The sequence below is a fragment of the Pseudomonas sp. B21-028 genome (assembly GCF_024749045.1).
GTDB lineage: Bacteria > Pseudomonadota > Gammaproteobacteria > Pseudomonadales > Pseudomonadaceae > Aquipseudomonas.
On sequence record NZ_CP087184.1, the window covers coordinates 2649120 to 2674257 of the forward strand.

14 protein-coding genes are annotated in these 25138 nt (G+C 59.4%); 9 read left to right on the top strand and 5 right to left on the bottom strand.

What is annotated here, in order from left to right:
• Positions 1 to 11: 11 nt before the first annotated feature.
• Entirely contained in the window at positions 12 to 1085 is a 1074-nt protein-coding gene (locus LOY35_RS12020; protein WP_258632728.1) for a polyamine ABC transporter substrate-binding protein, read from the top strand.
• Between the two features lie 138 nt (positions 1086 to 1223).
• Here the strand turns inward: LOY35_RS12020 and LOY35_RS12025 are convergent, their stop codons facing one another.
• From LOY35_RS12025 to LOY35_RS12040, 4 genes are read right to left on the bottom strand one after another with little or no spacing between them, the layout of a single operon-like run.
• Positions 1224 to 2582, bottom strand: a complete 1359-nt coding sequence (locus LOY35_RS12025) for a hypothetical protein (protein WP_258632729.1) — start codon at positions 2580 to 2582, stop codon at positions 1224 to 1226.
• Positions 2579 to 8887 (bottom strand): AAA domain-containing protein, encoded by a 6309-nt coding sequence (locus LOY35_RS12030; protein ID WP_258632731.1) that lies wholly within the window; start codon positions 8885 to 8887, stop codon positions 2579 to 2581. Before LOY35_RS12030 ends, LOY35_RS12025 begins: the two co-directional genes overlap by 4 nt.
• A 14-nt stretch (positions 8888 to 8901) precedes the next feature.
• Positions 8902 to 9546 carry a 4Fe-4S single cluster domain-containing protein gene (locus tag LOY35_RS12035; RefSeq protein WP_258632733.1) on the bottom strand — a complete coding sequence of 215 codons (645 nt, stop codon included), beginning with the start codon at positions 9544 to 9546 and terminating at the stop codon, positions 8902 to 8904.
• A gap of 2 nt (positions 9547 to 9548) precedes the next feature.
• Entirely contained in the window at positions 9549 to 11381 is a 1833-nt protein-coding gene (locus LOY35_RS12040; RefSeq protein ID WP_258632735.1) for an AAA family ATPase, read from the bottom strand.
• Positions 11382 to 11555: 174 nt separating this feature from the next.
• Between LOY35_RS12040 and LOY35_RS12045 the strand changes: the two genes are divergently transcribed.
• Together LOY35_RS12045 and LOY35_RS12050 are read left to right on the top strand one after the other, a co-directional pair.
• Entirely contained in the window at positions 11556 to 12227 is a 672-nt protein-coding gene (locus LOY35_RS12045) for a hypothetical protein (protein WP_258632737.1), read from the top strand.
• Positions 12220 to 12927, top strand: coding sequence for an RES family NAD+ phosphorylase (locus LOY35_RS12050; RefSeq protein WP_258632739.1), 708 nt, complete (start codon positions 12220 to 12222; stop codon positions 12925 to 12927). Before LOY35_RS12045 ends, LOY35_RS12050 begins: the two co-directional genes overlap by 8 nt.
• Positions 12928 to 13268: 341 nt before the next feature.
• Here LOY35_RS12050 and LOY35_RS12055 read toward each other — a convergent pair whose 3' ends face one another.
• Complete coding sequence (locus LOY35_RS12055; RefSeq protein WP_258632741.1) at positions 13269 to 14546, bottom strand: DUF5623 domain-containing protein; 1278 nt, start codon at positions 14544 to 14546, stop codon at positions 13269 to 13271.
• A gap of 1021 nt (positions 14547 to 15567) precedes the next feature.
• Here LOY35_RS12055 and LOY35_RS12065 point away from each other — a divergent pair.
• From LOY35_RS12065 to LOY35_RS12090, 6 genes are all read left to right on the top strand, one after another.
• Positions 15568 to 18843, top strand: a complete 3276-nt coding sequence (locus LOY35_RS12065) for an amino acid adenylation domain-containing protein (RefSeq protein ID WP_258632743.1) — start codon at positions 15568 to 15570, stop codon at positions 18841 to 18843.
• A 45-nt stretch (positions 18844 to 18888) separates the two neighbouring features.
• Positions 18889 to 20553, top strand: a complete 1665-nt coding sequence (locus LOY35_RS12070; RefSeq protein WP_258632744.1) for a cyclic peptide export ABC transporter — start codon at positions 18889 to 18891, stop codon at positions 20551 to 20553.
• Positions 20554 to 20653: 100 nt separating this feature from the next.
• Entirely contained in the window at positions 20654 to 22882 is a 2229-nt protein-coding gene (locus LOY35_RS12075; protein ID WP_258632746.1) for a TonB-dependent siderophore receptor, read from the top strand.
• Between the two features lie 89 nt (positions 22883 to 22971).
• Positions 22972 to 23283, top strand: coding sequence for a hypothetical protein (locus tag LOY35_RS12080; RefSeq protein ID WP_123494993.1), 312 nt, complete (start codon positions 22972 to 22974; stop codon positions 23281 to 23283).
• Positions 23283 to 24830: a PepSY domain-containing protein gene (locus LOY35_RS12085; protein WP_258632749.1), complete on the top strand. Its 1548-nt coding sequence runs from the start codon at positions 23283 to 23285 to the stop codon at positions 24828 to 24830. The genes LOY35_RS12080 and LOY35_RS12085 overlap by 1 nt, the downstream gene beginning before the upstream one ends.
• The gene (locus LOY35_RS12090) at positions 24823 to 25134 is read left to right on the top strand and encodes a DUF3325 family protein (protein ID WP_258632752.1); all 312 of its coding nucleotides are present in this window, start codon (positions 24823 to 24825) and stop codon (positions 25132 to 25134) included. Before LOY35_RS12085 ends, LOY35_RS12090 begins: the two co-directional genes overlap by 8 nt.
• Positions 25135 to 25138 lie beyond the last annotated feature (4 nt).

The following is a 25138-nucleotide window of genomic DNA, read 5'->3' on the forward strand; positions in this document are numbered from 1 at the left end:
TGAGGTCTCGTATGTTGAAATCGATCGTTCCGCTACTGTTGATCGCGTCTACCGCTCAGGCGGCAGACTCCGTCAGGATCTACAACTGGAGCAGCTACATCGCCCCCGATACCCTGCAAAACTTTACCACTCATACTGGGCACCCGACTCAGTATGACGTGTACGACAGCAACGAGGTCCTCGACGCCAAACTGATGGCCGGCCGTTCCGGGTATGACGTGGTGTTTCCCTCTAACCACTTCATGGCCCGGCAGATCAAGGCCGGTGCGCTGAAACCGCTGGACCGCAGCAAACTGCCGAACTGGCAGAACCTCAACCCGACGCTGATGAAAGTTCTGGAGGCCAACGATCCGGGCAACCGATACGGTTTTCCCTACCTGTGGGGCAGCACCGGCATTGGCTACAACGTAGCCAAGGTCAAGGCAGTCTTGGGCGATATACCAATAGACTCATGGGACATCGTGTTCAAGCCCGAGAACATGAAAAAACTCGCCCGATGCGGCGTAGCCATGCTCGACAACGGTCCCGAGATCCTTCCCATCGCCTTGAACTACCTGGGGCTTGGGCATCACAGCAAGGACAAGGCTGACTACGAGAAGGCCCAGGCCCTGCTACTCAAAGTGCGCCCCTATGTGAGTTACTTCCACAACTCCAAGTACACCAGCGATCTTGCAACGGGTGATGTGTGTCTGGTCGTGGGGTTTTCTGGCGACGTGATGCAGGCGGTCGCAAGAGCCAATGAGGCCGGGAACGGCCAGCAGATTGCCTACGCCATCCCCAAGGAAGGCTCACCCATGTGGTTCGACATGGTCGCCATGCCCGCCGATTCTCCGAATGAAGCTGCCGGTTACGCGTTTCTGAATTACCTGCTGGACCCCAACGTCATGGCTGACATCAGCAACCACGTGCACTATGCCAACGGCAATGCTGCCGCTGAAGGCATGGTCGACAAGGCCATTCTCAACGACCCGATGGTGTACCCGCCTGAAAGCGTGATGAAGAAACTCTTTGTGCTGGAAGCGATGCCGCTGGAGACCGACCGGCTGCGCACGCGTGTTTGGAGTCGGGTTAAAAACGGGCAATAAAGTCAATCGCCGATGATGCGGGCAGCCCGGATCATCGGCGGCAGGTCCGCGGTGCGAAAGCATGCCTCACACGGGCACCATGATTTCTGGCGGCGGAGTGTGTTGGCAATGGCTTGCGGTGGGGTGAGCCTCAGCGGTTCATTTAAGAAATGCATTCTGTTGACCAGCAATTGTTTCTACGCCCGACTCGGAAATATTCGTTTCTTTAAGTGGAACCTCACCTACCGAAAGCGCACGCTCGATGAGTAACTCGCTGCCCTTGTCTTTCAATAAGGCTTGCAGCCGCTGGAATTCGCCGCACCAGATGGTTTCAATATCGCGATCCCGCGCCTTGTCGCGATCGCTGCTGAGGGCTATGGCGCGAACCTGCATGCGGCCATTGTCGGCTTTTCCACCCACTTCCACTCCGTAGCCGGGGGTAGCGGCCTTGCGCAGCACGACCTTGCCGGTTTCTGCCCAGGCAGTCGCCATGCCTTCGCGCACTTCGTAGCCGAGGCTGGCCAACCCGCCGAGCACGGCTTCGCGGCGGGCGAGGGCGGCCTGGTCCTGTAAGTGGGAAGCGATAAGCGTTTTACACTGCTCGATCAGTCCGGTCATTACCGAGAGCTCGGTGTCGGTTGTACAAGCGCCAATATGACCGAGCAAGGTCGCGTGTTCGATGCCTGTGTAGGTTTTGACTTCGCTGGCCAGATCCTGCATTTGTTCGAGACACTCGCGCTGTCTCTGGAAGTTTCGCGTGGCAGCGGCGAGGTCGAGTACTAGGCTGTCGAGCAGCAGGTTGCGCCGCTTGGCATCGGCTTCCGTTTCAGCGCGTTCCAGTGCCAGGAGGAACGGCGCGGCACACTCAGCGCCTTGCAGCAGTTGCAGCTCCACGATGTGGCGGTCAATGCGTAGCAACCGTACGTCGCGCGTTGCATCCGGCTCCCGGGCCGCAATCCATTCGCGCAGGGAAAGCTCGGGTTCGTCGAGCTTGAGTTGCTGCGCGAGGGCGCGTTGGGTATCGCTTAGGGTTGGCTCCTCGTTTGCCTTGCTCAAGTGGCCGAAACCCTCGGCCAGCAGACGTTCGGCATCTTCACGACTGGCACCGCTGGCCAATCGGGAGAGGGATTCCAGCAAGGCCTGATCGACGCTTTCGGGGTTGGCTTGCAAAGCGTCAAGCAGGGTTTCTGCGTTTTCCTGGACGCGTCGGTCGCGTTGGCGTCGTTCGGCAGCGCGAATGATCGCGCGCTCTTCGCGGTCCTCCAAGTCACGGTGTAGGTGCTCGATCTCCACTGGAACGGCCTTCTGCAGTTCTGCCAATCGGTCTTCTGCCAGCAGAGCGCGAAGGCGAGTGTGTCGCTCCAAGAAGGCGGAGCGCTCCTGTTCACTGAGTTCGCCAAGCCTTGTGGCCTGTGTCTGCCAGCGGTCCACGGCGCGTTCCAGGCGTTGCAGGTGGCCTTCACAAATGGCGATGATTTCTTCGCGGGTAACAATGCGAACGACCTTGGGACCACTCATTGGCAGATTTCCGTATCAACTGAAGTAGGGCTGGGTTGCAGCGGCTGCTCGGCTTGCATGGCGTGTTCGATTGCTTCACGCAGCCGTGAGCGTTCGCTGTCGCCGCTGTGATACCAAGCTTGCGACGACACACGATGGATGTGCGGGATGGCGCGGTGCAGCACGGATGGGCGCCAAATTTCTCGGGCGCGGGCACGTTCCAGCAGATTATGGCAAGGCGCATCGCACTCGATGCCGATTGCGTAAAGGCCCGTGCCTGGATTCTCGATGGCGAAGTCGAGACCGAAAGCGTCGCCTTCACTGGCGGGAGCGGCCTGCCATCCCAGGGAATGAATGAATTCACCGACCAGCCTGACAAAGCCGTCGCGTTGCTGACCTTGCTCACGATGCTGGCTGCTGCGGTCGGTCTGCAGGCGCTCCAGCAACTTGGTACTGCTGCTGAACTCGCCCGAGGAGAGCGCGCGAGCATATTCCAGATAGCCTTGCAGATAGTCTCGCGGGCTGTTGGGGGCACGGTGCGTGTTGAGCATGTCGGAGATGTCGGCGATCGGCATCGACGTGATCATCACCACCTTGCGCCGGGCGCGGGTCACCGCCACGTTCAGGCGTCGTTCGCCACCCGTCTGCCCCAGTACACCGAAGCTGCGGCGGAATGTGCCTTGGCTGTTGCGACCGAAGGTGGAGGAGAAGACGATGATGTCGCGTTCATCCCCCTGCACGTTCTCCACGTTCTTGACGAACACCGACATGTCCTCGCCGTCTTCGCTGCGCTCGCGCTCCTGGGTGTAGGCGGCGCGGAACAGTTCATCCTGCTCTGCCCGCTGCTCCAAGTGCTCCTCGATGAGGTCGGCCTGCTTGCGGTTGAAGGTGACGACACCCACCGAGGGTCGATGGTCGTAGGGCTCCTGCCACAATTCGTTCAGGTACTCGACGACCCGTTCGGCTTCCTGGGCGTTGCTCTGGTTTTGATACAGCCCACCGACCTGAATCAGCTCCAGCGGCTTGATGCGCTGGATGCTCGCTTGCGGGTGTCGGACCGGAACGTTCAGGCGATTGCCATAGAACGAGGCGTTGGAAAAGCCGATCAGTTCACGGTAGGCCGAGCGGTAGTGGATCTGCAATGTCGTGCTGGGCAGGGCGTTGCGCGCTAGTTGCAGCAGGTCGGGGCAATCCTTGATCTCGCGACGATTCCAAGTGTCTTCGAACGCTTCGCGTTGTTCCTCATCCGCGTCTTCATCAGGTTCGTCGCCATCAAACACTTCGGCTTCGTCGCTTTCGATGCGACTGGAAAAGAATGCCGTCGGCGGCATTTGCTTCTCATCGCCGCTGACCACAGTGACCTGGCCGCGGAACAGGGTCGGCAGGGCGAACTCAACCGGCATCTGTGAGGCTTCGTCGTAGATAACGGTATCGAACAGGCCTGCCTTGAGCGGCAGCACACGGCTGGCGACGTCCGGGTTCATCAACCACACCGGGCGTAGGCTCATCAGGCCTAAGTGACTGCCCAGTTCAATGAATTCGCGCAGGCGTCGTGAGCGTTTGCCAGTCAGACGAGTGACATCCTCCCATTGTTTGCGATTACCCAGGTGATCAAGGTTGATGGCTTTGGCCAGCAGCTCGCGGTTGAGCAGCCGCATCTGCGCATCGGCTTGCGCGAGGCTGGCGACTTTGGCACGGGCTTCGTCCTGGCTGAACAGCAGTTCGGGATTGGTTTGCTCGACGCGGTGTTTCCAACCCAGTCGAGCTTCGCGGTTGAGCAGGCGCCGCACCGCGGCTTCAAGCTGCTCGGGCGCGATGTTGTCCAACTGTTCCTGGCGTTGGCGCAGCAATGCGAGCAGCTCCAGGTCGGCTGCTGTCAACTGAGCAGCGCGCCCGCGGAATGCCTGGTAGGCGGCCAGGAAGGGCAGCGCTTCATGCAGCCGATCAAGAGACAGTTGATTACTCAGATTGTGCTCGATGGCATGCTGCAGCTGCTGCACCAGTTCTTCGCCCAGCCAGTCGCCGAGTACCTTGAGTTGCTCGAGGCTGGATTGGCGAACGCCATGGCGCATCAGCGAAGCATCGAGATCGCTGAGCAGCGCCTCGAGATGTTGTTTGTCGCCGGCGAGGGCGGCCTCGTCGGCCTGCCGGGCGCGAGGCGATTGCGCCAACGCCATGGCCAGCGCCTGGATTTCCAGCAGGTGGCGGATGTCGCTCTTCGCGAAGCTGATCAATTCCAGGCAGGCTTGCTGACTCACAGCTTCCAGTTCCAACGCCTGGTGCAGCATACTCAACTCGGCGCGCAATGGTCGCCACTGGCTTTCAAGGCGGATGGCTGCCTGCAGGGTGGGTAGTGCTTCAATAACACGGCTTTCCCCCTGGCCCTGAAGGAAGTTGCGCAGTCGGTTGCGCCGCAACAGATGCATCGGGTTGATGTTCGCCAACCAGGACCGGGCTGCCATGACCTTGGTGCAGTCTTGATCCAGATGCCTGAGGGCCTTGTTTTCGAGCAGGCAGAGGGCCGGTGACAAGGCGGGGGCGTAGTGGTCCTGATCCAGTTGGCCGAGTTGCTGATCCAGTTGCTGTAGTTCACCGAGAATCGACTCTCCCCGTGGAGGTTGGCCCGCTTCGCGGCTGCGGAAAAGCGGTAGCCACCGCGCAAGGCGCAGACGTTGCTCTTGCTTCAGGTCGAGCAGGGCTGCGACATGGGCCGCTATCCAGTTACGGTACGGCACCGGGTCGTCGATTTCGAAGCTGGCAGGGTGTGCTTGCAGCGTGGCCTGACGGTTGTGTTCGGCTTGGGTGAAACTGTGCAGATTGTCGGTGAAAGCCTGCAAGGTCGCCCGGTCGGCGGCGAACGACTGTAACTGGGCCAATGGACTGCCTTCGTAGCGTGCGGGCAACCACAGGCGAATCAGAGGGGCGCAGCTTTCCTCCAAACGGGTCAGGCTAGCGAGGTCCAGGGAGGCCAGGCGTTGGCGCAGGGCCGGGAACGCGAGCGGGGCCGGGCCGGATTCCAATTCAATCAACTCGCCGAGCAGCCTGCGATAGCTGAGGCCGGTATTTTCATCCAGGCGATGCAGGCTCTGGTGGAAGCGGTCGAGCTCGCCCTCCAAGGCCTCGATGCGGGCCGCGACTTGTTCGCGCTGGCGCTGCCAGCCCTGCGCCTGGCTGCCGTTCGTGAACAGGCTTTCCAGTTGTTCGCGAATATTGCGGATGACGGGCTCGCGGTCGCGGTTGACGTCATTGAGCATGACGATGCGTTGACCAAGGCCTTCGGCGACCAGGCGTTTGTACACGACCTCAAGCGCCGCATGTTTCTGGCAGACGATAAGCAAGCTGCGTTGGCGGCCTATGGCGTCGGCGACCATGTTGACGATGGTCTGGCTCTTGCCGGTTCCGGGCGGCCCCTCGACCAGCAGTCCCGGGCTTTGTCGGGCCTGGATCACGGCCGCTTCCTGGGAGGGATCGCTGGCCACGGTGAAGTAACGTTGCAGCTCGCCTGGCGGTGCCTCGTGCGCGGTTTCGTCGGCAGTCTTGAGGCGCAACGCCGTTTCCAGGCCGGTACCGGCGGGCGACAGGGTTTTCAGTTGGCGCAGGTCTTCACCGATGGCTTGCCCCATGAAGGTCACGTGAAACAGCACCGCCGCGCAGTCCAGCTCGTCTTGGTAGGGCGCGATCTCCACGGTGCTGGCGGGCAGGTTGCCAAGGGCGCGAGAGCGAATGGTGGCGAGCATGCCGAAGGCGTCCATCACATCCGCCGCCCGAATTGACGAGCGGCCCAGCAGTTCATCGGCGGTCTTGCGCCAACGTTTGCAGGTTTCGGCGCCGAGCACGCTTTCCAACGCGGGGTTGAGCCGCACTTCCTCACGCTCACTGTCGAACGCCAAGGCGGCGTGACCACGGGAACCCAGCTCCAGCAGCAGTTTCACGGGCCACAGTAGGAGCGGGATGATCCGCGTACGCGTGGTGCCGCGAGGGTCGCGATTGAGCAGGAACGGGAAGCCCAGGTACAGGCCGTCGATGCCGGTGTCGCGTTTGTACAGCGCGCTTTGCCGGTACAAGGCATGCAGGCGCGATTCCAGCTGGCCGTTGAGCTGAAAACTCTCTGGGTCGAGGTTCACTGCCCGGGCATTACGTTGCAACAGGTGATCGAGCAAAGCCGCGGCCGGGCTGCGCGCGCTGTTCAGTTCGTTGACGTCGATCCGTGCGGTGCTCTTGCCGATGCTCATACGCACCAGTGGTCCGCGCATCACTGCGGTCACCACCTTCTTCTCGAAGAAGTCGAGGATCTGTGAGACGTACTGCTGTTTCTGTGGTTCCAGCCAATGACTGGACGGAATGGCGAGCAACACCAGTGCCTGGGCCAACGGCATACGTCGCTCCAGGCGGAACTGCTCGGCCCACTCGTCCACTGCCGGCACGCCACACCGGGCAAAGCCTTGGATGCGTTCATCGACACTGCGGTACAGCTCAAGCCGCGAATGGAATAGCAGTTGGGTCGCCCCTTCGGAGTCGAACCAACCGACATCGGCAGTCCTGGCCAACTCGGCGGCGGCCTCTACAATCGAGGCCCCCGAACGGAACTGACTGATCGCCGCGCTGAGCAGCACAATCAGGTCTTCTTCGGCGATCACCCGGCGCTCCGACAGTGAGCTCAGCCCCGGATGGTCGGTGTCTGGAAACAGGCGTTGGCGCTCTTGCCATTGCGTGGACAGCTTGGCGCGCGAGGTCGATAGCAGGAATATCCGCAGTTGCTCTTCAACCAACTCGATGTGTTGGTGCAGGGCACGCTGACGTACGTTTTCGGCGCGGGATTTGAGACGCGACAGCCAGTTGTCGGTCTGCAATTGCTCAAGCAGGTCCGGGACCGATCCGCTGATCAGGCGATAGCCTTCCAGTGGGTGCTCCAGTAGCCATCCTGGTGTGACGATGTCGCCACGATGAATCAACGGGATTTCCGGATTGAGGATTCTCAAGGCCAGCATCAGACGGAAGTCGTCCTCAATCCCTTCGTGCTGAACGACCTGGCGCAAGCCGGCGACCAGAGAAGGGGCGAGACCGACCTGCTCGGCCCACGTCACGATCACACCGCGCAGCAAATGGTCCAGGGCCTGTTGCCAGTTATCCGCCTGGGCAGCCGCCAGGGCGAATACGCCGGGCTTGTGGAAGCGGCGCTCGCCCAGCAGTAGGGTCGCGCCTTCACCTTCGTCCGTTTGCTGGACGGAAGAGGCCGGTGCCTCGACCGCAACGCCGTTGAGCCAGCCTTCGACCTGCGGCCATTGCCAGCGCTGATGACGGTCGCGTGCCAGCAAACCTCGCAGCAGCAGGTGCAGGCGCGGGTCGAGGTCGTCGGGGATCGGTACTCCGTTGGCCAGCACGTGAATAAGAAATGCATTGGCATTGATGCCATCGAAGCAGGCGCCCTGGGTCAGTTGCTCGAGCAGGATCATGCCCAGGCTCCACCAGTCCGAGGCAGCCGCAACGCCGCCTGCGATGGCTTCGGGCGCCATGTAGCGGCTGGTTTCCAGTGGCGATACGATGTCCAGGTCGAACTCGGACAGGCGTGCCGAACCGAAGCCGCTGATCACCAGGTCCAGCGGTTCGCGGGAACGTACCAGCAGGCTGGCCGGGCGCAGGTCACGATGGCGCAGGCCTGCCTCGTTGAACGCATGCAGCGCCTGGCCGAGTTCGTTGACCACATGGTGCACGCTGTCGCTGTCGCGGATCACGCTGCCGAGGTCTGCCAGGGTCCCGCCGGTGAGTTCTTCGATGACCTCGTAGGCCCGGTCATCCCAGCGGCCGGTGGCAATGATTTCGGGGACGTGCTCGCGTGGCAGTCGACGGATCACATCATAGATCGCCGGGTCCGGTTCGGCGCCGGGTCGATACAGGGTCAGGACCGCTTGTTGCGCGGTTTCCTCGTGCTTGGCGAGGTATCGTTCTCGCACGCCGTCGGTACTGCTGATCTGACGAATCAGCCGCCAACCATCGATCAGGGTCTGGGCGATGCCCTCTGGTTCGCTGCTGTCTGGTTGGGCGTCGTAGGACGTTGCTTGCGCAAGTGAGCTGCCACATTCAAGGCACATCAGGTCGCCATCGACCATCGGGTGACCGTTTTCGCAGAGCAGGTCAGGGACACTCCCCTGAGCCGGACTGACTGGCGGGAGGGTTTCCTCAGTGAAGACGGCTTGCGGCCGCCAGCCGGCGGTACGAATGGGTTCGCCAGCGAGGTCCCAGCCGCAGGGTTGTTCCTGAATGAGCCCTTCGCAGAACATTTCCTGGAGGGCGCGCTCGGTTTTGCAGTTAGGGCAGAAACGTATCATGGGGTGTGCTCCACTCAGCGGCGTCGCGACGCGTGTGCGCTGATCTGTAAATGATGGCCTTGTTCATGCAGCAGATCGCGTAAGCGCAATAGATCGTCACGTCGTGGGATGCCGGCCATCCAGACGCTGCCACTTTCGTCAAACATCAAATCGAGCGCCTTGTCGGTGGGTTCGAGCAGGCGTTCGTAATAACCCAGGCGTGCCCGGCCCAGTGGCGTGAGCAGGCTCAGACGTTGATTGTCACTGCCGCGCAAGGCCATGGTCTGGCTGAGCGCTTCGATATAGGGGTCGCTGATCAAGGCATCTATCAAGCCCTTGGTCTGGAGCAACGGCTCGTTGAGTTGCTCCAGGGAGTAGCCACTGTAGACCAGGATGTCGAGTTCGCTGAGCCGACGTAGGCCTTCGAGCAGTGATCGCAGGGCGTCGAACTGGTCAAACGGTTCCCCTCCGGAAATGGTGATTCCTTCGGCCTCATGCAGCCAGGGGGTTATCTGTTCAAGCAGTTGCTCCAGCGACAAGCGTCGGTGCCCGGGGCCCCAGGTGTCGGCAGAGATGCAGCCTGGACAGCGGATGCTGCAGCCCTGGAACCAGATGCCAATACGTCGCCCCGGGCCGAGGGTAGTGACCGGAAAATGCATGCGCGACAGGCTAAGGTCCATGTTCAGCGACGTTCCATCTTCAGTCCGGTGATGTCCAACTCGGTGATCGTGAAGTGCTCGCCCGGTTGCGCGTCCTGATCGAACAGTGCCCGCGACAGGGGGTTGAGCAGGCGTGCCTCTAACTGGTTGCGGATGCCCCGGCCACCGTTGGACAGGTCCTGCAGACAGAGGCTATGCAGTGTCTGGCGTGCCTGGGGGGCCAATTCGATAAACAGGTTCTGTCCCTGCAGGTCGTCGAAGGTGGCGTTGACCATTTGTTCGAAGATCTGCACTGCAACGCCTTCGCGAATGAAGTCGAAGACGATGATGTTTTCGCCGATTCGATTGAGGATTTCCGGACGATTGAGCACCAGCTTGAAATACCGGTCGATCTCGCTGTGCACCTTGTCCTGGACATGCTCGAAGGCTTCGCCCGGCAGGACGTTGGCAACGCGTTCGCCATTGTCACCCTGGCGATAGATCCCCAGGTTGGAAGTGAACACGATCAGGGCCTCCGAAAAATACACCCGATCACCGCGGCCTGAAGTCAGCACTCCGTCGTCGAGGATTTGCAGGAACTTGTCGAGAATCCGTGGATGAGCTTTTTCAATTTCATCGAATAACACCACGCTGAACGGCTTCTCGCGAATAGCATTGGTCAGCTCACCGCCGACGTCATAACCGACGTAGCCGGGCGGTGCGCCGATAAGGCGTTGATCGGCATGCTCGGCGCTGAACTCCGACATGTCGAAGCGAATATATGCACTTTCGTCGCCGAATAGCAGGCTGGTAATCGTTTTGGCGAGTTCGGTCTTGCCTACGCCGGTCGGTCCCGCGAGAAAGGCTACGCCCCGTGGACGGTTGCCCTTGCGACTGGCGCCGACGCCCGTCATCGCACGCTTGACGATGTCGAGCATGTGCGTCACCGCATGCTCCTGGCCTTTGACCCGCTGGTGGACGAGCGCGTCCGCATGCCGGATACGCTGACGGTCGATCTTCAGCCACGGATCCTCAGTGACACCGATTTTGTAGCGACGCACCGCATCGGCAATCTGCTCCATGGCTACACCCTCGACCCGCGCCAGTTGCGCAATGGCGCTGAGATCGAGCAGCAGCAATCCCTCGGTGTTCTGGACGAAAGCTTCCACAGCCTGATGCATTACCACTTCGCTGGCGCCCTGGCTGCCACTGAGCCCTTTGAGCAACGCCGGTGCCAATGCACGGCGGGACAATTGATCGGGTTTGGACACGGGAATGTGGCGCAGGCGCGGGTTGTCGACCAGCAACCAGTCGGGCAAATCACCTTCTTTTTCCACCAGCCATAGCAGGGTATTGAAGAACGGTTTACGCAGCTGTGTGGCCGGACGGCTGCGAGCCTGATGGGATTGCACCAGGGCCTGCGTGAAGAGCTGGTGTTCAGCAGCGCTGAGGGAGTCGTTGCGAACCACCAGGCGTGAGGCGAAATCGATGATCAGCGCGATAGGTTCGCCAGCACGACCCACCAGCCGTGACAGGGTGGCGCCCAGCAGATCGACACCTGCGGGTGCTGCGCCATTGACCGGAGTCAGGCCAAGTTCCTGCAGCAACGTCTGGCCGGCTTCAGGGGCGGAGCCGGGTTTGTCGACTGCCCGGAAACCGGACACGGGATCCCAGGCGATGACCTGGGTGTAGCCAGCATCGAGCAGGGCATTACAGAGGGTTTGGTTGAAGCTCTGCGCAGTCACCGTGCCGGGCGCCACTTCACTGGCCTGCAGGTCGCGGATGTTGCCGGACAGGACGAATTGGCTCTTCAGCGGCAGGAAGCGGAGAAGATCTCGTAGCCAACGTGGGCTTTCAAATATGGCAATCCCTGACATGTTTCAGCTCGTAACGTTGGGTCGGTACGGGCAGGGTATTGCTCAATGCGCGCATTTGCCAGTGCGCTGCTACGAAAAGTTGTATTGAGAGAGTGCTTATTGTTAGGTCAGAGCTAGGGTTATCTGAGATATGCTAGGATTGGATAGCGTAGATAACTGGTGAGGAAATTTTCCATGAGCGTTACAGAGCAGTCGGGCGTCTCCACCTTAGTGGGTACGCCCAAGGAGGCGCGGGCTAGCTTGAGCCGCTCACATGCGGATCGAGTGCTGGTCGTGTCTTTCGATCGTATCAAGCTCGGAGTATTTGAAGCGTTGGCGGAAAACTTTGCCCATGTGGCCTCCTCGATGTATGAGGTGCTGCAGGAGCGTCAGGACCCGAAGGCACTGGAGCGCCTGGCCGAGGTGTTTGTGACGCGTAAGCCACCTTCGCCTCGTCTGCTCAAGGAAGCGGCGATGCTGGTACAGGCCCGCAAAGCAGTGCTGGAGAGCGGTGACTGGTTGACCTCCGCAGATATCGCGCAGGTGGCCCAGTTGAGTACCCGAAACCCGAGTGCCCAGCCCAACAAATGGAAAAAGCAAGGTCAGATCTTCGCTATCAATCATGGTGGGGTCGACTATTTCCCGGGTTACGGCTTGGATCCGGACGCGGGCTATCGGCCGTTCAAGGCGTTAGCCAAAGTCATTGAGGCTTTCGGTGGCCACAAGGACGGCTGGGGTCTGGCTTACTGGTTCCGGTCAGATAACAGCTTTCTGGGTGGTAAAAGGCCCCAGGACCTGCTGGCATCGGCGCCTGATCGGGTGATTGCTGCCGCACTGGATGAGATCCAGGGCATTGTCCATGGCTAAGCAGCGTACCGAGTCCAGCGATAACATGGCTACACCGGCCACCGATTTGGCGGCGTCCATCACCCCGGTTCCCGCGGCTACGCTGCGCGTGACGTTCACGGTTCTTGCTAAAGGCGACGTGTTCCATCGTGTGCATCAGGATAAATATCAGCCGGATCAATTCAATCCCGGTGTGCACGGCAATGCACGCTTCAGCCCAATCCAGGACGATCAGGGGCAGGCGATTCCTACTTTGTATGGCGGCACAACAGTTGAGTGCGCCTTGATGGAAACCATTTTCCACGACGTTCCCCACACGGCTGGCTTCAAGAGCTTTGACAAAAGTAAGCTAGCTGGGCAGGTGCACTCTGTCGTCCAGGTTAGCCAGCCGCTGCAACTGGTTGATCTGTCCAGTGTCCCACTGCGTAAATTGGGCGTCACTCGCAAGCAATTGATCGACACTGAGAAGGATCAATACCCCGCAACGCGCAAATGGGCAGAGGCGATCCACCGTCAATATCCGGATGTGCAAGGGCTGTCATGGGTGTCCCGACAAGATGATTCGGCACGTGCGGTGGTGCTCTTTGGTGACCGGATTCCTGAAGGTGCGCTCCATTCGCAGGGGGCGTCACGCAGCTTGACCGAGGATTCGAATGCATTCGACACGGTGCTAGATCTGGCAGACCGGATTGGGGTCGTCGTCATCGCGGGGAAAAACTGAGGCAATGACCGAATAGATCCTCTGGATTTATGGTTTTCCTAGATGGCAGCAATCAGGCGACGCTCATTCTCTGCTATGAGCAGGACGTGACGACCGGACCCAAACAGCAGGCCGGGCGACGTCCGCGATGCCGTATTCTCAACGAAAGGTTTTGAGAGCCACGATGAGCTACACCACGCTTTGGGACATGATTGTTTTCTGTCGATCATGTCTACATGGCATGCATGTCAAATCTGGTGCAGTCGATAGCCGTGAGACGAATGCTGGGTTTGTTTTGCAGTTCTTACGACAAACCATGGCCTGCCCCAAAGCAAGGCAGGCCATGCGGGAGCAGCCAACGCCTAACGACTTACCTTTTTCTGAAGGTCCGCGGCAGCGGCCTCAATCTTTGCAAGCATCTGAGCTCTTGGCTTGCACTCCTCATAACCTTTAAGGAGCAAGTCTCGGACAGTCTCGATGGCCTTGAGAGTGTCTTGCGGAGTGGTATATCCATCAATCGCTCGTCCGTAGTAGAGCTTGGCGTCGACCTCTGCCGTAATGCCGCCGGGATGCTCCATGAAAGCCCAGTCCTCTAGGCGCGATCGCACCTGGTTTAATTTTTCGTGAACCTTGGCAGTTACGCCGGCAGTACGCATAGAACTATTGCAGAGCTTACGTAGGATGGGCCCAATAGTTGTGTGCTTCTCAAGTGACATGCCCCGCGCGGGGCGCCACCTAGAACGAACCCCAGGCGCTCCGCCGTACGCGATCGCTCCGTTTCTGACACCGGTGAACGGCATTGTGCGCGATCTACTTTGTTTTCCGGAGGCGATGCGGGCTGGGCTAATAAACTTGGAGTCGTACGCCATTCCTTGAGGCGTCCCCTTGGGGTAAGCACTGTCCGGAAGTCCCTCGACCTGGGCCTGTACCTTCGCGAGTAGCTCCTGACTAGGTGAAATCAGGTATGGGACGGCTTGGCCCGGGTAGTAGAGTCCCGGCCATCTTGGCGCCACTTGATACAGCCCGTGCTCCTGCAGCCACTCCTTCCTGAATCCCGGCATAGGCGAAATGTAGGGCTCATCTAGCAGTAACCAATCGCCCGATTGTGGATCCTCCCAGCCGGTCATGTGATCGGCTTTGGGCACCCTATCCAGGTCATTCATGACCTTAACGTTCCCATTCCGGAAAACTCTCACCAGCCCGGTCGAGTTCATGAAGAGCAGAGTAAAACTAGCTTGATCCAGATACTGCATCGCACTGACCTGGCTGCTAGCATCGGTACGCATTTCGAGATGATCTGGCGCCTCAAGCTTGAATCTACTCAAATAGGCGCCGCCAACCTGAAGGCCGTCGATAAGCAACTCGGAAAGGGGGCGCGTGAGGCGAACCTCTACTGTGTAACGACCGGAGGATCGAACCTCGGAGCTGACGTCATCCCAGTACGCCGTTACATAGGCGATGTAGTTTTGAGCCGCAATCGTGGTAATCGCACGTTTGGCGTGCAAGAAGTTCTGGAAGCCTGCTTTGCGAGCAGCCTCATCGAGGGCTTGGTGGTGAGTGATATTAAATTCGCGCTTGAGAGCCTTTGCCAAGCGCTTGATGCCGTCGACAGTGGACGGAGGGGTAGCGAGGGTAACCATGAATATCTCCCGGCCTATCACGCAGCGTCACCCGTCTCCGCTACAACAGACCGATTGAATTCATAGTCAGTCGTTTAGCAAAGCAGTGCCGTTACCAGCTTTGAAGACGGGAGTCATACGCCTGCCGGGGCGCCATCGCATGGTAGCAGCGGTTTTGCGATGAGTTCAAGCAGCAAGCTCTCGAAAAGTTTTACCTCTCTTTTTACTCGTTATGCTGCTTTTTCTGCCGAGTGAATCTGCAAAGGCAGCATTGGCTCGATTGGTGTATGTTCGCTCGTAGAGAGATGATCCTGCAGTCGACACGGGCAACGCACGTCACTTTGTAACCATCGCCTAACTTTCCAGACCGGACGCTTCCCGCCCGATTGGCTAGTGGTAGTAGGTAATGGCACAGCCCGGAGTCCCGCCTTCCTTCCTCTTGATACCCACCGAAAACAAGTCCAGAATCAAGTCCTTTCCTGCTTCAGGAATAACGGAAACCCCTTAAATTTCAATGAGTCGGACACCAGATGCGAGTCTCGTTTCCCGCTCCAAGATTAAAAAAAGCGCCACTCAATGAGTGGCGTTTTTTTGTGCGTGACATTTACGTTCGGCGTTGAAAAGAGAGGCTTCGGCCCGACTCTCACCGATACCTGAGTCCGAAACGCCAAACCCCGTGCCAAGGTCTACCCCCTCCCTGACTACAACGGCCTCGCCCTTTTCGTGAATACGAAAGGCGCCAAGAGCTGGCACTTCCGCTTTTCCTGAGCGGATAAGCAACCCCGTATTTCTCTCGGTACCTACCCTGAATTTTAGCTTAGGAGATGCTCGTGCTCTGCGTGATGTTGCGCGGGCATGGTCTAAGGGCATCGATCCGCGTGTCCATCGGCAGCAGGAGCGTAATGCCTGTCACCAGGGTTTACTTATCTGAGCTGCAAATGAGCATTAAATCCGCTCGCTGCAATTGACATTAATTATCATTGGCACCTAGTATTCATTCCCCTTTGTGCCGGTCGGACCGTATAAGGATATAGAAGCGCCGATGAAAGACTTTGATGATGCTTTGCTTGCCTTGCTCCAGGATGACGAATTACAGCTGCCAGACAGCCTCCAAAGGCAGTCAGGTGGTGGGCCACAAGTCCTTTCCTTCGCTCAGCAGCGTCTCTGGTTCCTGCAACGCCTGGAACCGAATGCCACGGCTTACAACCTGTCCCGTGCTTTTCTGTTCGCGGGTACCTTGAATATCTCTGCGTTGCGTCTGGCATTCGAGGCGCTGATCAAGCGACATGGGGTATTGCGCACACGATTTATCGAAGTCGATGGCGAGCCTCGGCAAGAGCTGCTGGAGGATGTGGTGTTCGTCATGCAGGAGCGTGAGGTGCCTGGAGTCGATCGCGCCTCACGGCATGAGCATCTGGCGTCGTTGCTGGCGATTGAGGATCAGTCGGCGTTTATTCTTTCCCAGGCGCCCCTGCTCGAGGTCAAGCTGATTCGCTACGACGAATTCAGCCACGCTCTTCTCTTGAAAATGCATCACATCGTGACTGATGCCTGGTCCAATCCGATACTCGTGCGCGACCTGGCAACGGCGTACAGCCAAGCCATCCGAGGTGAAGCCCCGACGCTGCCCCCATTGCCCGTGCAATATGTGGACTACGCGGTTTGGCAGCGTCGTCGCTTGCACACTGACGTGGTGCAGGCTGATCTTGAGTACTGGAAAAACTATCTCGGCGCGTCGGTACCGGTGTTGGAATTGCCCACCGATTTTCCGCGCCCCGCGCAGCAAAGTCAGCGCGGACAACGGCTTCGGTTCGCACTGGACGATGTACAGTCCGCCCGGATCCACGCGTTCTGTCGCGATTATGCATCGACCCCTTTTGTCATCCTCCTGGCGGCCTGGCAGCTGCTGTTGGCGCGCTATAGCGGCCAACAGACATTTGCCGTGGGCGTTCCCCACGGCGGGCGCAGCCGTGAAGAGCTGGAAGAGTTGCTGGGCTTTTTCGTAAATACGCTGGTTTATCGCGTTCAGCTGGACCCGCAACTGACGGGCCGTGCGCTTTGCCGTCGTTTGCGCGGTGAGTCGCTGTCTGCACTGCAGCACGCCGAACTGCCGTTTGAGTTGCTGCTAGAGCATCTCGCGATCGAGCGTGACGTCAGCCGCACACCGCTGTTCCAGGCGATGTTCAACTTGAGTACGGGGGCGGCAGTCAACCTTGCGTTACCCGGGCTTGAGGTCGAGCGTGTATTGCCGACACAAGACAGTGCCAAATTCGATCTCACCTTGGACGTAGCGGTTCGACCAGACGGGGTGTATTGCGAGCTGGAATACAACCTGGACCTGTTCTCGCCTGCCACCGCCGAGCGTCTCGCCGGACTTTATCGTCACCTCCTGAATGGTTTGTTGACCCAACCAGATGTGCCGGTCTGGCATCTGCCGATGCTTGATGAGGTTCAGCGCTTGCAGCAGCTGGATACCTGGAACCGGACTGAGCGAGCCCTGCTACCGAATCAGGACATGCTGGGCTTGTTCGAGCGTCAGGTCAGTGCCGATCCTGATCGCTGCGCGTTGATCAGCGGCGAGCAACAGTTGAGCTACGCAGTGCTCAACGCCCGTGCCAATCGACTGGCCCATTGGCTCAGAGCTGCCGGTGTTGTCGGGGATCAACGGGTAGGCGTTTGCCTGGATCGCGAAGCTGATTTGCTCGTGACATTGCTTGCCATTCAGAAAAGCGGCGGCGCCTATCTGCCAATCGACCCCGGACAACCAGCGGCACGCAATGCCGATATCATCGAGCAAGCCCGACCGGGCCTGGTGCTGACCCGTGAGGCTCTGCGGGGTGTCGTCGGTTCCTCCGCGCGGGTGGCCACCCTCGAAACGCTGGCCGATGCCTTACCCGCGCTGCCCGATACCAACCTGGCGCTGGCCACTCATCCACGTCAACTGGCCTATACCCTTTACACCTCTGGCTCTACGGGACGACCCAAGGGCGTCGACATTGAACGCCAGGCGTTTATCAATTTTCTGCTGGGCATCCAGGAACATGTGCAACTGAGCGACGCCGATCGGCTCTTGGCGGTGACCACCCTGGGCTTTGATATCGCCGGGCTGGAGCTGTTCCTGCCGCTGATTCAGGGCGCGACGGTGGTGTTGGCCAGTCGTGAAGCCAGCCTGGACCCACGGGCATTGATCGACTTGCTCGAGCGTCACGCCATCAGTGTCATGCAGGCGACACCTGCCACCTGGCAAATGCTGGTCGATCACGATTCACTCGCCTGGAAAGGGCTTCGAGTGCTCTGCGGTGGCGAAGCACTGGGGTCAGAACTGGCCGAACGCCTGCTGGCGCGCCAGGTCAGGCTGCTGAATGTCTATGGTCCCACGGAAACCACAGTATGGTCGGCGGTGCATGCGGTAGAACAGGTGGACAGTGCTGTTATCCCCATCGGCCAGCCCTTGGCCAACAATCGCCTGTATGTCCTGGATGAGTTCCTCGAGCCCCAGCCGGTTGGCGTTGCAGGTGATCTATACATCGGCGGCAGTGGTGTCGCCCGAGGGTATGCCGATCGGCCTGAATTGACCGCCGCGTCATTTATCCCCAATCCATTTGTGCAGCCTCATGCGCCGGGCGTCCAGGCAGGCAGTCGGCTGTACAGGACCGGTGATCGTGCGCGTTATCGCAGTGACGGTTGCCTGGAGTTCCTGGGGCGCAGCGATTTTCAGGTCAAGCTGCGCGGCTTTCGCATCGAGCCAGGTGAGATCGAGGCGGCATTGTCCGCGTTGCCTGGCGTGGCTCAGGCGGTGGTGGTGTTGCGACGCGGCACCGGCGATCAGGACGTTCTGGTGGCGTATCTGTGCGGTGATATCACCGAGGTGGACAGCGCTGCCGTTGGGCAGCGACTGCGTGAACGGCTACCGGCCTACATGGTCCCGGGGGCGTTTGTCGTTCTGGCGAAGCTGCCACTCAATGCCAACGGCAAGGTCGATCGCAAGGCGCTGCCGGAGCCCCTCTGGAGTGCAGGGGAGGCGGGCGAGGAGCCCGTAGGGCAGTGGCAGACAAGCCTCGCCGAAATCTGGAAAGAAGTGCTCGGGGTCTGGCCCATTGCATCCGATGCCGATCTGTTCCGATTGGGCGCCCAATCGCTGCAACTGGTCAGGATTCAGGCACGGATCAGGCACCAGTTTGGTTGTGAGGTCGCACTGGCACAGTTGTTCGCTCACCCGGTGCTCAGTGATATGGCCGCGTTGATCGAGCAAGCCTGCGGTACACCTGAGGTTGATGAACTGACCGCTATTGAAAATCTGTTGCTGGCCTTCGAATAAACCATTCGATCCGCCCCACGCGTGTGCAGCCTGCGAGGAATTTGCATGACCCTGTTCTTATCTCTGCTCAAGCGTCACCGTACGTTGTTGAGTCTGGGCCTGCTGGCCAGCCTGGTCAGCGCCGCTGCCGGCATTGGACTGCTCAATGAGATCAATCGCCTGATTTCAGGCGCCGCCATCATGAATACGCTGCTGGCCGCGAAGTTTCTTGGCTTGCTGGTGCTGCTGTTTGCCTGCGGTTTCGGTTCTCAGGCCTTGTTGACCGCGCTGGGCCATCGAGTGGTTTACGAGTTGCGCTTGCAAATGGTCAAGCGCTTGCTGGACACCTCCATCGAACAATTGGAGAAAATCGGCGAAGCCAGTTTGTATGCGACCTTGAGCAAGGACATCGAAAGTATCGGGCAGGCCTTCAACCGCCTGCCATTCGTGTTCTACAACACCGTCCTGATGTTCGGCGGCTGCCTGTACATGGCCTGGCTGTCCTGGCAACTGTTGTTGATTTGCGTCGTCGGCTTGAGCCTGGGAACCTGGTTGGCCCATGGCTGGTTCACCAAGATGCGCCAGTTGATGAAGCACGTACGGGAAACCGACGACCGCTTGTACGCCGCCTATCAGGGCGCGATCGAGGGGCGCTTCGAACTGGCACTCAATGCCCGGCGCAAGGAGCGTTTCTATGCACTGGATCTGCAACCTGCCGCGGAATATGCACGGCGCAATGAAGTGCACGCCGATCGTTACTGGACCTTGAGCCTGAACTGGACGGTGACCCTGATCCTTGCACTGGCCGGTGGATTATTTGCTGCCGGAGCCTGGTTAGGTCTGAGCAATGGCATCATCGCCGCGTTTGTCCTGGTGCTGATGTTTTTGCGCATGCCACTGAATGACCTGATCGGCAGCCTGCCGACCCTGGTGGCGGGCAATGTCTCGCTGGCCAAGATCGAGACCCTGGCCTTTGCCGATTACCGTACCGAGTTCTCGACCCGGACCGGTCAGCCGCATGTCCGGCAGCCAATGCTCGAACTGCAGGGGCTGGGCTATGACTACCCCCATGCTGGCGACGAGTACGGATTCCGTCTGGGACCCGTAGACCTGATTGTCGCGAAGGGCGAGATCCTGTTCATCGTCGGGGGTAACGGCAGCGGCAAGTCGACCCTGGCCAAATTGTTGACCGGGCTGTATGAGCCCAGCACCGGGACCCTGCGGCTGCAAGGCGTGGAAATCACCCCTGAGTTGCGGGACTGGTACCGCGCACATTTCTCCACGGTGTTTTCCAGCTTCTATCTGTTCGAGCGCCTGGTCGGTCCAAACGGTGACTTCGACATGAACCTGGCCCAGGCATGGCTTGAGCGTTTACGTATGGAACGCAAGGTCACGATCGACAAACAAGGTGGCCTTTCCACCACTCGCTTGTCCCAAGGACAGCGCAAGCGACTGGCGCTGCTGGTGGCGTTGGTGGAGGAACGGCCGATCCTTTTGCTTGATGAGTGGGCCGCTGACCAGGATCCCGGTTTCCGTGGGTTTTTCTATCAAGAGCTGCTGCCTGAACTGAAGGCTCAGGGGAAAACCATCATCGCGATCAGTCATGACGATCGTTACTTCTCCATCGCTGATCGGGTCCTCAAATGTGATGGCGGTCAGCTGTATCCGTTCAATCATGCCGGGGCAGATGTCGGACAGCTTTCCGGGCAGGAGCATTGCATTCCTGTTTGAACGGCTGTCTCTGCATTGTTTCTTGGCGAGCAGTGGTTTTGCACCACAACAATCAAAAAAATGATGGCCCCAGCAGGGGACGCACATAGGAGCGAGCGGCATGCAACAACGGGGTAAAGGTCGGCCAACGGCCAAGATGGGGAATCTGCTGTTGGTGCCAATAGTGAGCGGGGGCATGTTGCTCACGCCGTCGGCATGGGCAGAAGAGAACGAAGCCAGGCAGGCGCCAACCGAAACGACGAGCACCATGACGCTGCCCGAGCAGTCGATTGTGGGTATGCAGACCGAAGCGCCCACCGTGTCGGTGGGGACCAAAGTACCGTTGCGTTTTCGCGAAGTGCCGCAGACCATCAACGTGATCGGCCAGGAACGCATCCAGAAGCAGAACCTGTATACCCTCGAGGATGCCCTGGGCAAGGTCGGCGGTGTCACCGTGCAGCGTATCGACGCCAGCCGCTTGAGTTTTTTCTCCCGTGGCTTCGAGATCACCTCGTTGCAGCTGGACGGCACGCCGACCACCATGGACAACCGGATTTTCCTTTCGCCCGATCTGGCGATATATGACCGCGTCGAAGTGCTCAAGGGGCCGTCCGGCAGCCTGACTGGCGCCGGCGGCCCTGGCGGCAGTATCAATCTGGTGCGCAAACGCCCATTGACCGAGGCGGCGGTATCCGCTGAAATCAGTGCCGGGTCCTGGGACGACTATCGGGGCATGATCGACGTCACTGGCCCGTTGACCGACAGCGGCAACGTGCGTGGACGCCTTGTGCTCAGCGATCGCAAGCAAGGTTTCTACTACGACGGTGGCGGTAAACGCGAGTCGAACCAGATCTATGGCGTCGTTGACATTGACCTGACGCCAGACACCGTCTGGACCATCGGTGCAAGCAATCAGAACACCGATATCCAAGGCGCCCAGCGCTCCCTGCCTGCCTATCGCTACACCAATGCCGCCGGTGAAGCCGCCATGTCGCTGCCGGATGTTTCGCGCAAGAATTTCTACGGCGCGGACTGGAACCGCGATTACTTCTGGAGCACCGCGGTGTTCACCGAAGTCGAACACCAGTTGGGTGACGGCTGGAAAACCAAACTGGCCTTGCGTCACGCCGACAACAACTACGACCTGACCCAGGCTTATGCCCGCAATGGCGGAGGGATCGACCCTGCCGATAATCTAGTGTCGATGAACTCGATCATGTTCGATTATCGGGAAAAGCAGGACGAGGCGGACCTGTACCTCGATGGGCCCTTCAACTTCCTCGGTCGTGAACACAAACTGCTGGTAGGCGCCAACTATTCGCGCTCCGAGTTTGCTTCGAACGGTGGTTACTTCTCCGACTTCCTGGGCGATGTCGACCTCAATGATCCGCAGGTGGATTTCCCATTTCCCGCGTTCCCTGATTCGGACAAACTGCCGACCAGCGTGGCCAACACCCGCTCCAAAGCGGTCTATGGCAACGTGCGCCTGAGCCTTGCGGACCCATTGACGCTGGTGCTTGGCGGGCGGGTGACCTGGCTCGATATGCACCGCAGCCAGCATCAACCCACTGCAGGTTCGCCGTCGGAAAAGGTCGGTGATAGCGTTTCGCAAAAGTTCACGCCGTTTTATGGCTTGATCTATGAACTCAACGACACCTACTCGCTGTACGGCAACTACGCCGGGGTGTTCCAGCCGCAGCCCATCAGCAACCTGGACATCAACAACAACATCATCAAGCCGCTTGAGGGCGAGCAGTACGAGCTGGGCATCAAGGGTGAGTTCCTCGACGGTGCTTTGAACGCGTCGCTGGCGGCGTTCCAGATCGAAGAAAAGAACCGTGCGGTGCCGGATATGAACGACCCGAATTCCCGGGCCATGGTCGCCAGCGGCAAGGCCAGAACCCGTGGTTTCGAAGCTGAATTGAGTGGGCAGTTGACGCCGGACTGGTTCCTGACCGCCAATTTCACCCACACCTACAAACGCTATGACAGCCCCAACGAACAGCTGCAGACTTACCTGCCGAAAAACATGTTGCGCGTCTGGACGCTCTACAAGTTGCCAGGCGAGCTGGAAAAATGGAGCGTGCAGGGCGGTGTCAGTGTCGTCAGCGAAACCTTCAACAAACTGGATGTGCCTTCGATCGACATGAACGGCACCAAACTGCGTCAGGGTGGTTATGCCTTGTACGATGCCGGTATCGGGTATCAGATCACGCCGAACCTGTCGGCTGACCTGCTTGGTACCAACCTGGCCGACAAGAAGTATTTCCAGCGTATCAACACCTTCCAGGACGGGAACATCTACGGTGACCCTCGGGCTGTGTCCATGACATTGCGCGCCAAGTTCTGATCGGGACGGCCTGAAACAAGCTCGGCATACTTCGGTATACCGGGCTTTTGTCGTTATCGGGCAGTTACATGAGTGGTCAAGGAGGGTGGGTGAGGCATCGATCTGTAAAACAGAACAAAAAGCCGCTGGATCGACAGCGAGCGGTGTGGCTGGTACTGGCTTTGTTGATCGGCTATCTGTTCATCTGGGCACTGACGACTCTGTCGGGGCTGAGTCTGTTGCAGCTGGGCCTGCAGCGAAGTGAAGCGGTGCTGATCAGTACGATGGCGGGTTTTGTGATCTACCCGTTGTTGGTGCTCTGGTTATTCTGCGCCCGACGCGCAAGGCGCAATGGCGTGCTGGTGGCTGGCGCATCGATGCTGTTGCTCGGGATGGTTCATTATCTGGTGGGAGGAACCTGATGTTCGACAGTGCTCGTCAGTCCATGCTGTGGCTGCACCGGTTCATCGGGGTCGGTTTTTCCGGGCTGTTATTGATTGCTTTTTTCATGGGCAGCCTGGCAGTGTATGACCGTGAGCTGGACAGCTGGATGCTGCCGCAAACCCGTCTGGCGCCTACCGATGCGCCGATATCCCTGGACCGGCGCGTGGTGCCTCATGTCGCGAGCTTGAGCGAGGGCAAACCGCTCATGCAGTGGTACGTCGAATTGCCCGATGCGCGTCGACCGCTGCTGCGTTTTCAAGCCTGGTCCCTTGAGGGCGATGGCTACAGTCGATTTCTCGCTCCGACGGGTGATCAGGTCTTGCCTGAAGCCGGCAGTCGCGGCGGTGATTTTTTCTATCGACTACATTACACCTTGAACATAACCACCTGGAGCGCCGGTGCCCGCTTGCTCGGTCTGGCGGCCATGTTGGGGTTGATGGCGTTGATTGTCGGCGTTTGCATCCATGCCCGACTGTTCCAGGATCTGTTTACCTTGCGCGTCGACAAGTCGCCAAGGCGCCTACTGGACCTTCATAACCTCACGGGGGTTTTCGCCCTGCCTTTTCATTTCGTCATCATGCTGACCGGCTTGCTGATTCTGTTCCCGCTGTATTTGCCTGCCAGCGTCCTGGCGGTGTATCAGCAGCAGGCCGATCAGTTCGGTGCCGAAGCCAGCGCGGCGTATCGCCGGGAAGCTTCAGGCAAGTCGGGGCTTCTGGCGTCGCTCGATCAGATGATGGAGCAAGCCCGATTGCGCTGGGGTAACGGCGAGCCTACGTTCGTCAGGGTCTGGCACCCGGGGGACGCCAATGCCTACGTTGAGATCAGTCGCTCTGCCGGTGACCGTCTAAGCAAGGATGAGCAGACCTTGTATTTCGACGGTGCCAGCGCCAGCCTGCTGCACGAATCTCGATTGCCTGCCGCCGCCGGGACCTTCAAGTTTCTGGCGGGTTTGCATGTCACACACTTTCAGCAGCCATGGTTGCGCGCCTTGTATTTTCTCGCCGGTTTGAGTGGTTGCGTGATGCTGGGCAGCGGTCTGCTGTACTGGCTGGAGAAGCGCCGCCTGCAAAGCGCCAATGGGCAGTGGGGCGTGGCGTCGATGACGCTGTTTACCAGCGCACTGATCACCGGGATGCCGCTGGCCACCTTGGCCATGCTTGTCGCCAATCGCTGGCTGCCGGTCGAACTGAGCGCGCGAGCCGATTGGGAAATTCAGGTGTTCTACGGAGCCTGGCTGTTGGCGATCGCGCATGCCGCGCAGGCTGTCTGGCGCTCGCCGCAACGGCGTGCGCCGTGGGCTATGCACTGTCTGGCGATCAGTGTGTTGGCGGTGCTGGCGGTGATCTCCAATGCCTGGAGCACCGGTGATCATCCATGGCAAGCCATCAAGCAGGGCTTCACGGCAGTGGCGGGGGTGGACCTGACGTTATTAGCGGTTGCGCTGCTTGCGGCAAGCATTGGCTGGCGTTTGCGTAGTCGCGCCGGCGTAGTGGTTGCGCTCGGTGAGGTGAAGAATGGCTGATGGATTGTCGAGCCTGATGGTGTTGATCTTGCAGGGGGTGGGGCTTGGCACGCTAGCGCTGAGTCAGATCGTTCATTGGCGCAAGGTCATGGTGGGTGAACCATTCCCCGGACCCCGAGCATTGCGCTGGGCTGCGCTACTGGCGTTGACCCTGGGGTTGGTGTTGAGCCAGGCCGTTATGGGTGTCGCCATGGGCACTGTCTTCTGGTTTTTGGCGCTGGTGCCTTGCAGCATGGTCGTGACGCTGCTGCTGTGCTGGCGTGGTTCGTGGCTACGCGGGTTGGGGCGCTTGTTCAGGGCTTGAGGCC

What these genes read in the sequence shown, in the direction of transcription:
- LOY35_RS12020 (WP_258632728.1), top strand. Translation starts at nt 12, where the DNA reads ATGTTGAAATCGATCGTTCCGCTACTGTTGATCGCGTCTACCGCTCAG.
- LOY35_RS12025 (WP_258632729.1), bottom strand. Translation starts at nt 2,582, where the DNA reads ATGAGTGGTCCCAAGGTCGTTCGCATTGTTACCCGCGAAGAAATCATC.
- LOY35_RS12030 (WP_258632731.1), bottom strand. Translation starts at nt 8,887, where the DNA reads ATGATACGTTTCTGCCCTAACTGCAAAACCGAGCGCGCCCTCCAGGAA.
- LOY35_RS12035 (WP_258632733.1), bottom strand. Translation starts at nt 9,546, where the DNA reads ATGGACCTTAGCCTGTCGCGCATGCATTTTCCGGTCACTACCCTCGGC.
- LOY35_RS12040 (WP_258632735.1), bottom strand. Translation starts at nt 11,381, where the DNA reads ATGTCAGGGATTGCCATATTTGAAAGCCCACGTTGGCTACGAGATCTT.
- LOY35_RS12045 (WP_258632737.1), top strand. Translation starts at nt 11,556, where the DNA reads ATGAGCGTTACAGAGCAGTCGGGCGTCTCCACCTTAGTGGGTACGCCC.
- LOY35_RS12050 (WP_258632739.1), top strand. Translation starts at nt 12,220, where the DNA reads ATGGCTAAGCAGCGTACCGAGTCCAGCGATAACATGGCTACACCGGCC.
- LOY35_RS12055 (WP_258632741.1), bottom strand. Translation starts at nt 14,546, where the DNA reads ATGGTTACCCTCGCTACCCCTCCGTCCACTGTCGACGGCATCAAGCGC.
- LOY35_RS12065 (WP_258632743.1), top strand. Translation starts at nt 15,568, where the DNA reads ATGAAAGACTTTGATGATGCTTTGCTTGCCTTGCTCCAGGATGACGAA.
- LOY35_RS12070 (WP_258632744.1), top strand. Translation starts at nt 18,889, where the DNA reads ATGACCCTGTTCTTATCTCTGCTCAAGCGTCACCGTACGTTGTTGAGT.
- LOY35_RS12075 (WP_258632746.1), top strand. Translation starts at nt 20,654, where the DNA reads ATGCAACAACGGGGTAAAGGTCGGCCAACGGCCAAGATGGGGAATCTG.
- LOY35_RS12085 (WP_258632749.1), top strand. Translation starts at nt 23,283, where the DNA reads ATGTTCGACAGTGCTCGTCAGTCCATGCTGTGGCTGCACCGGTTCATC.
- LOY35_RS12090 (WP_258632752.1), top strand. Translation starts at nt 24,823, where the DNA reads ATGGCTGATGGATTGTCGAGCCTGATGGTGTTGATCTTGCAGGGGGTG.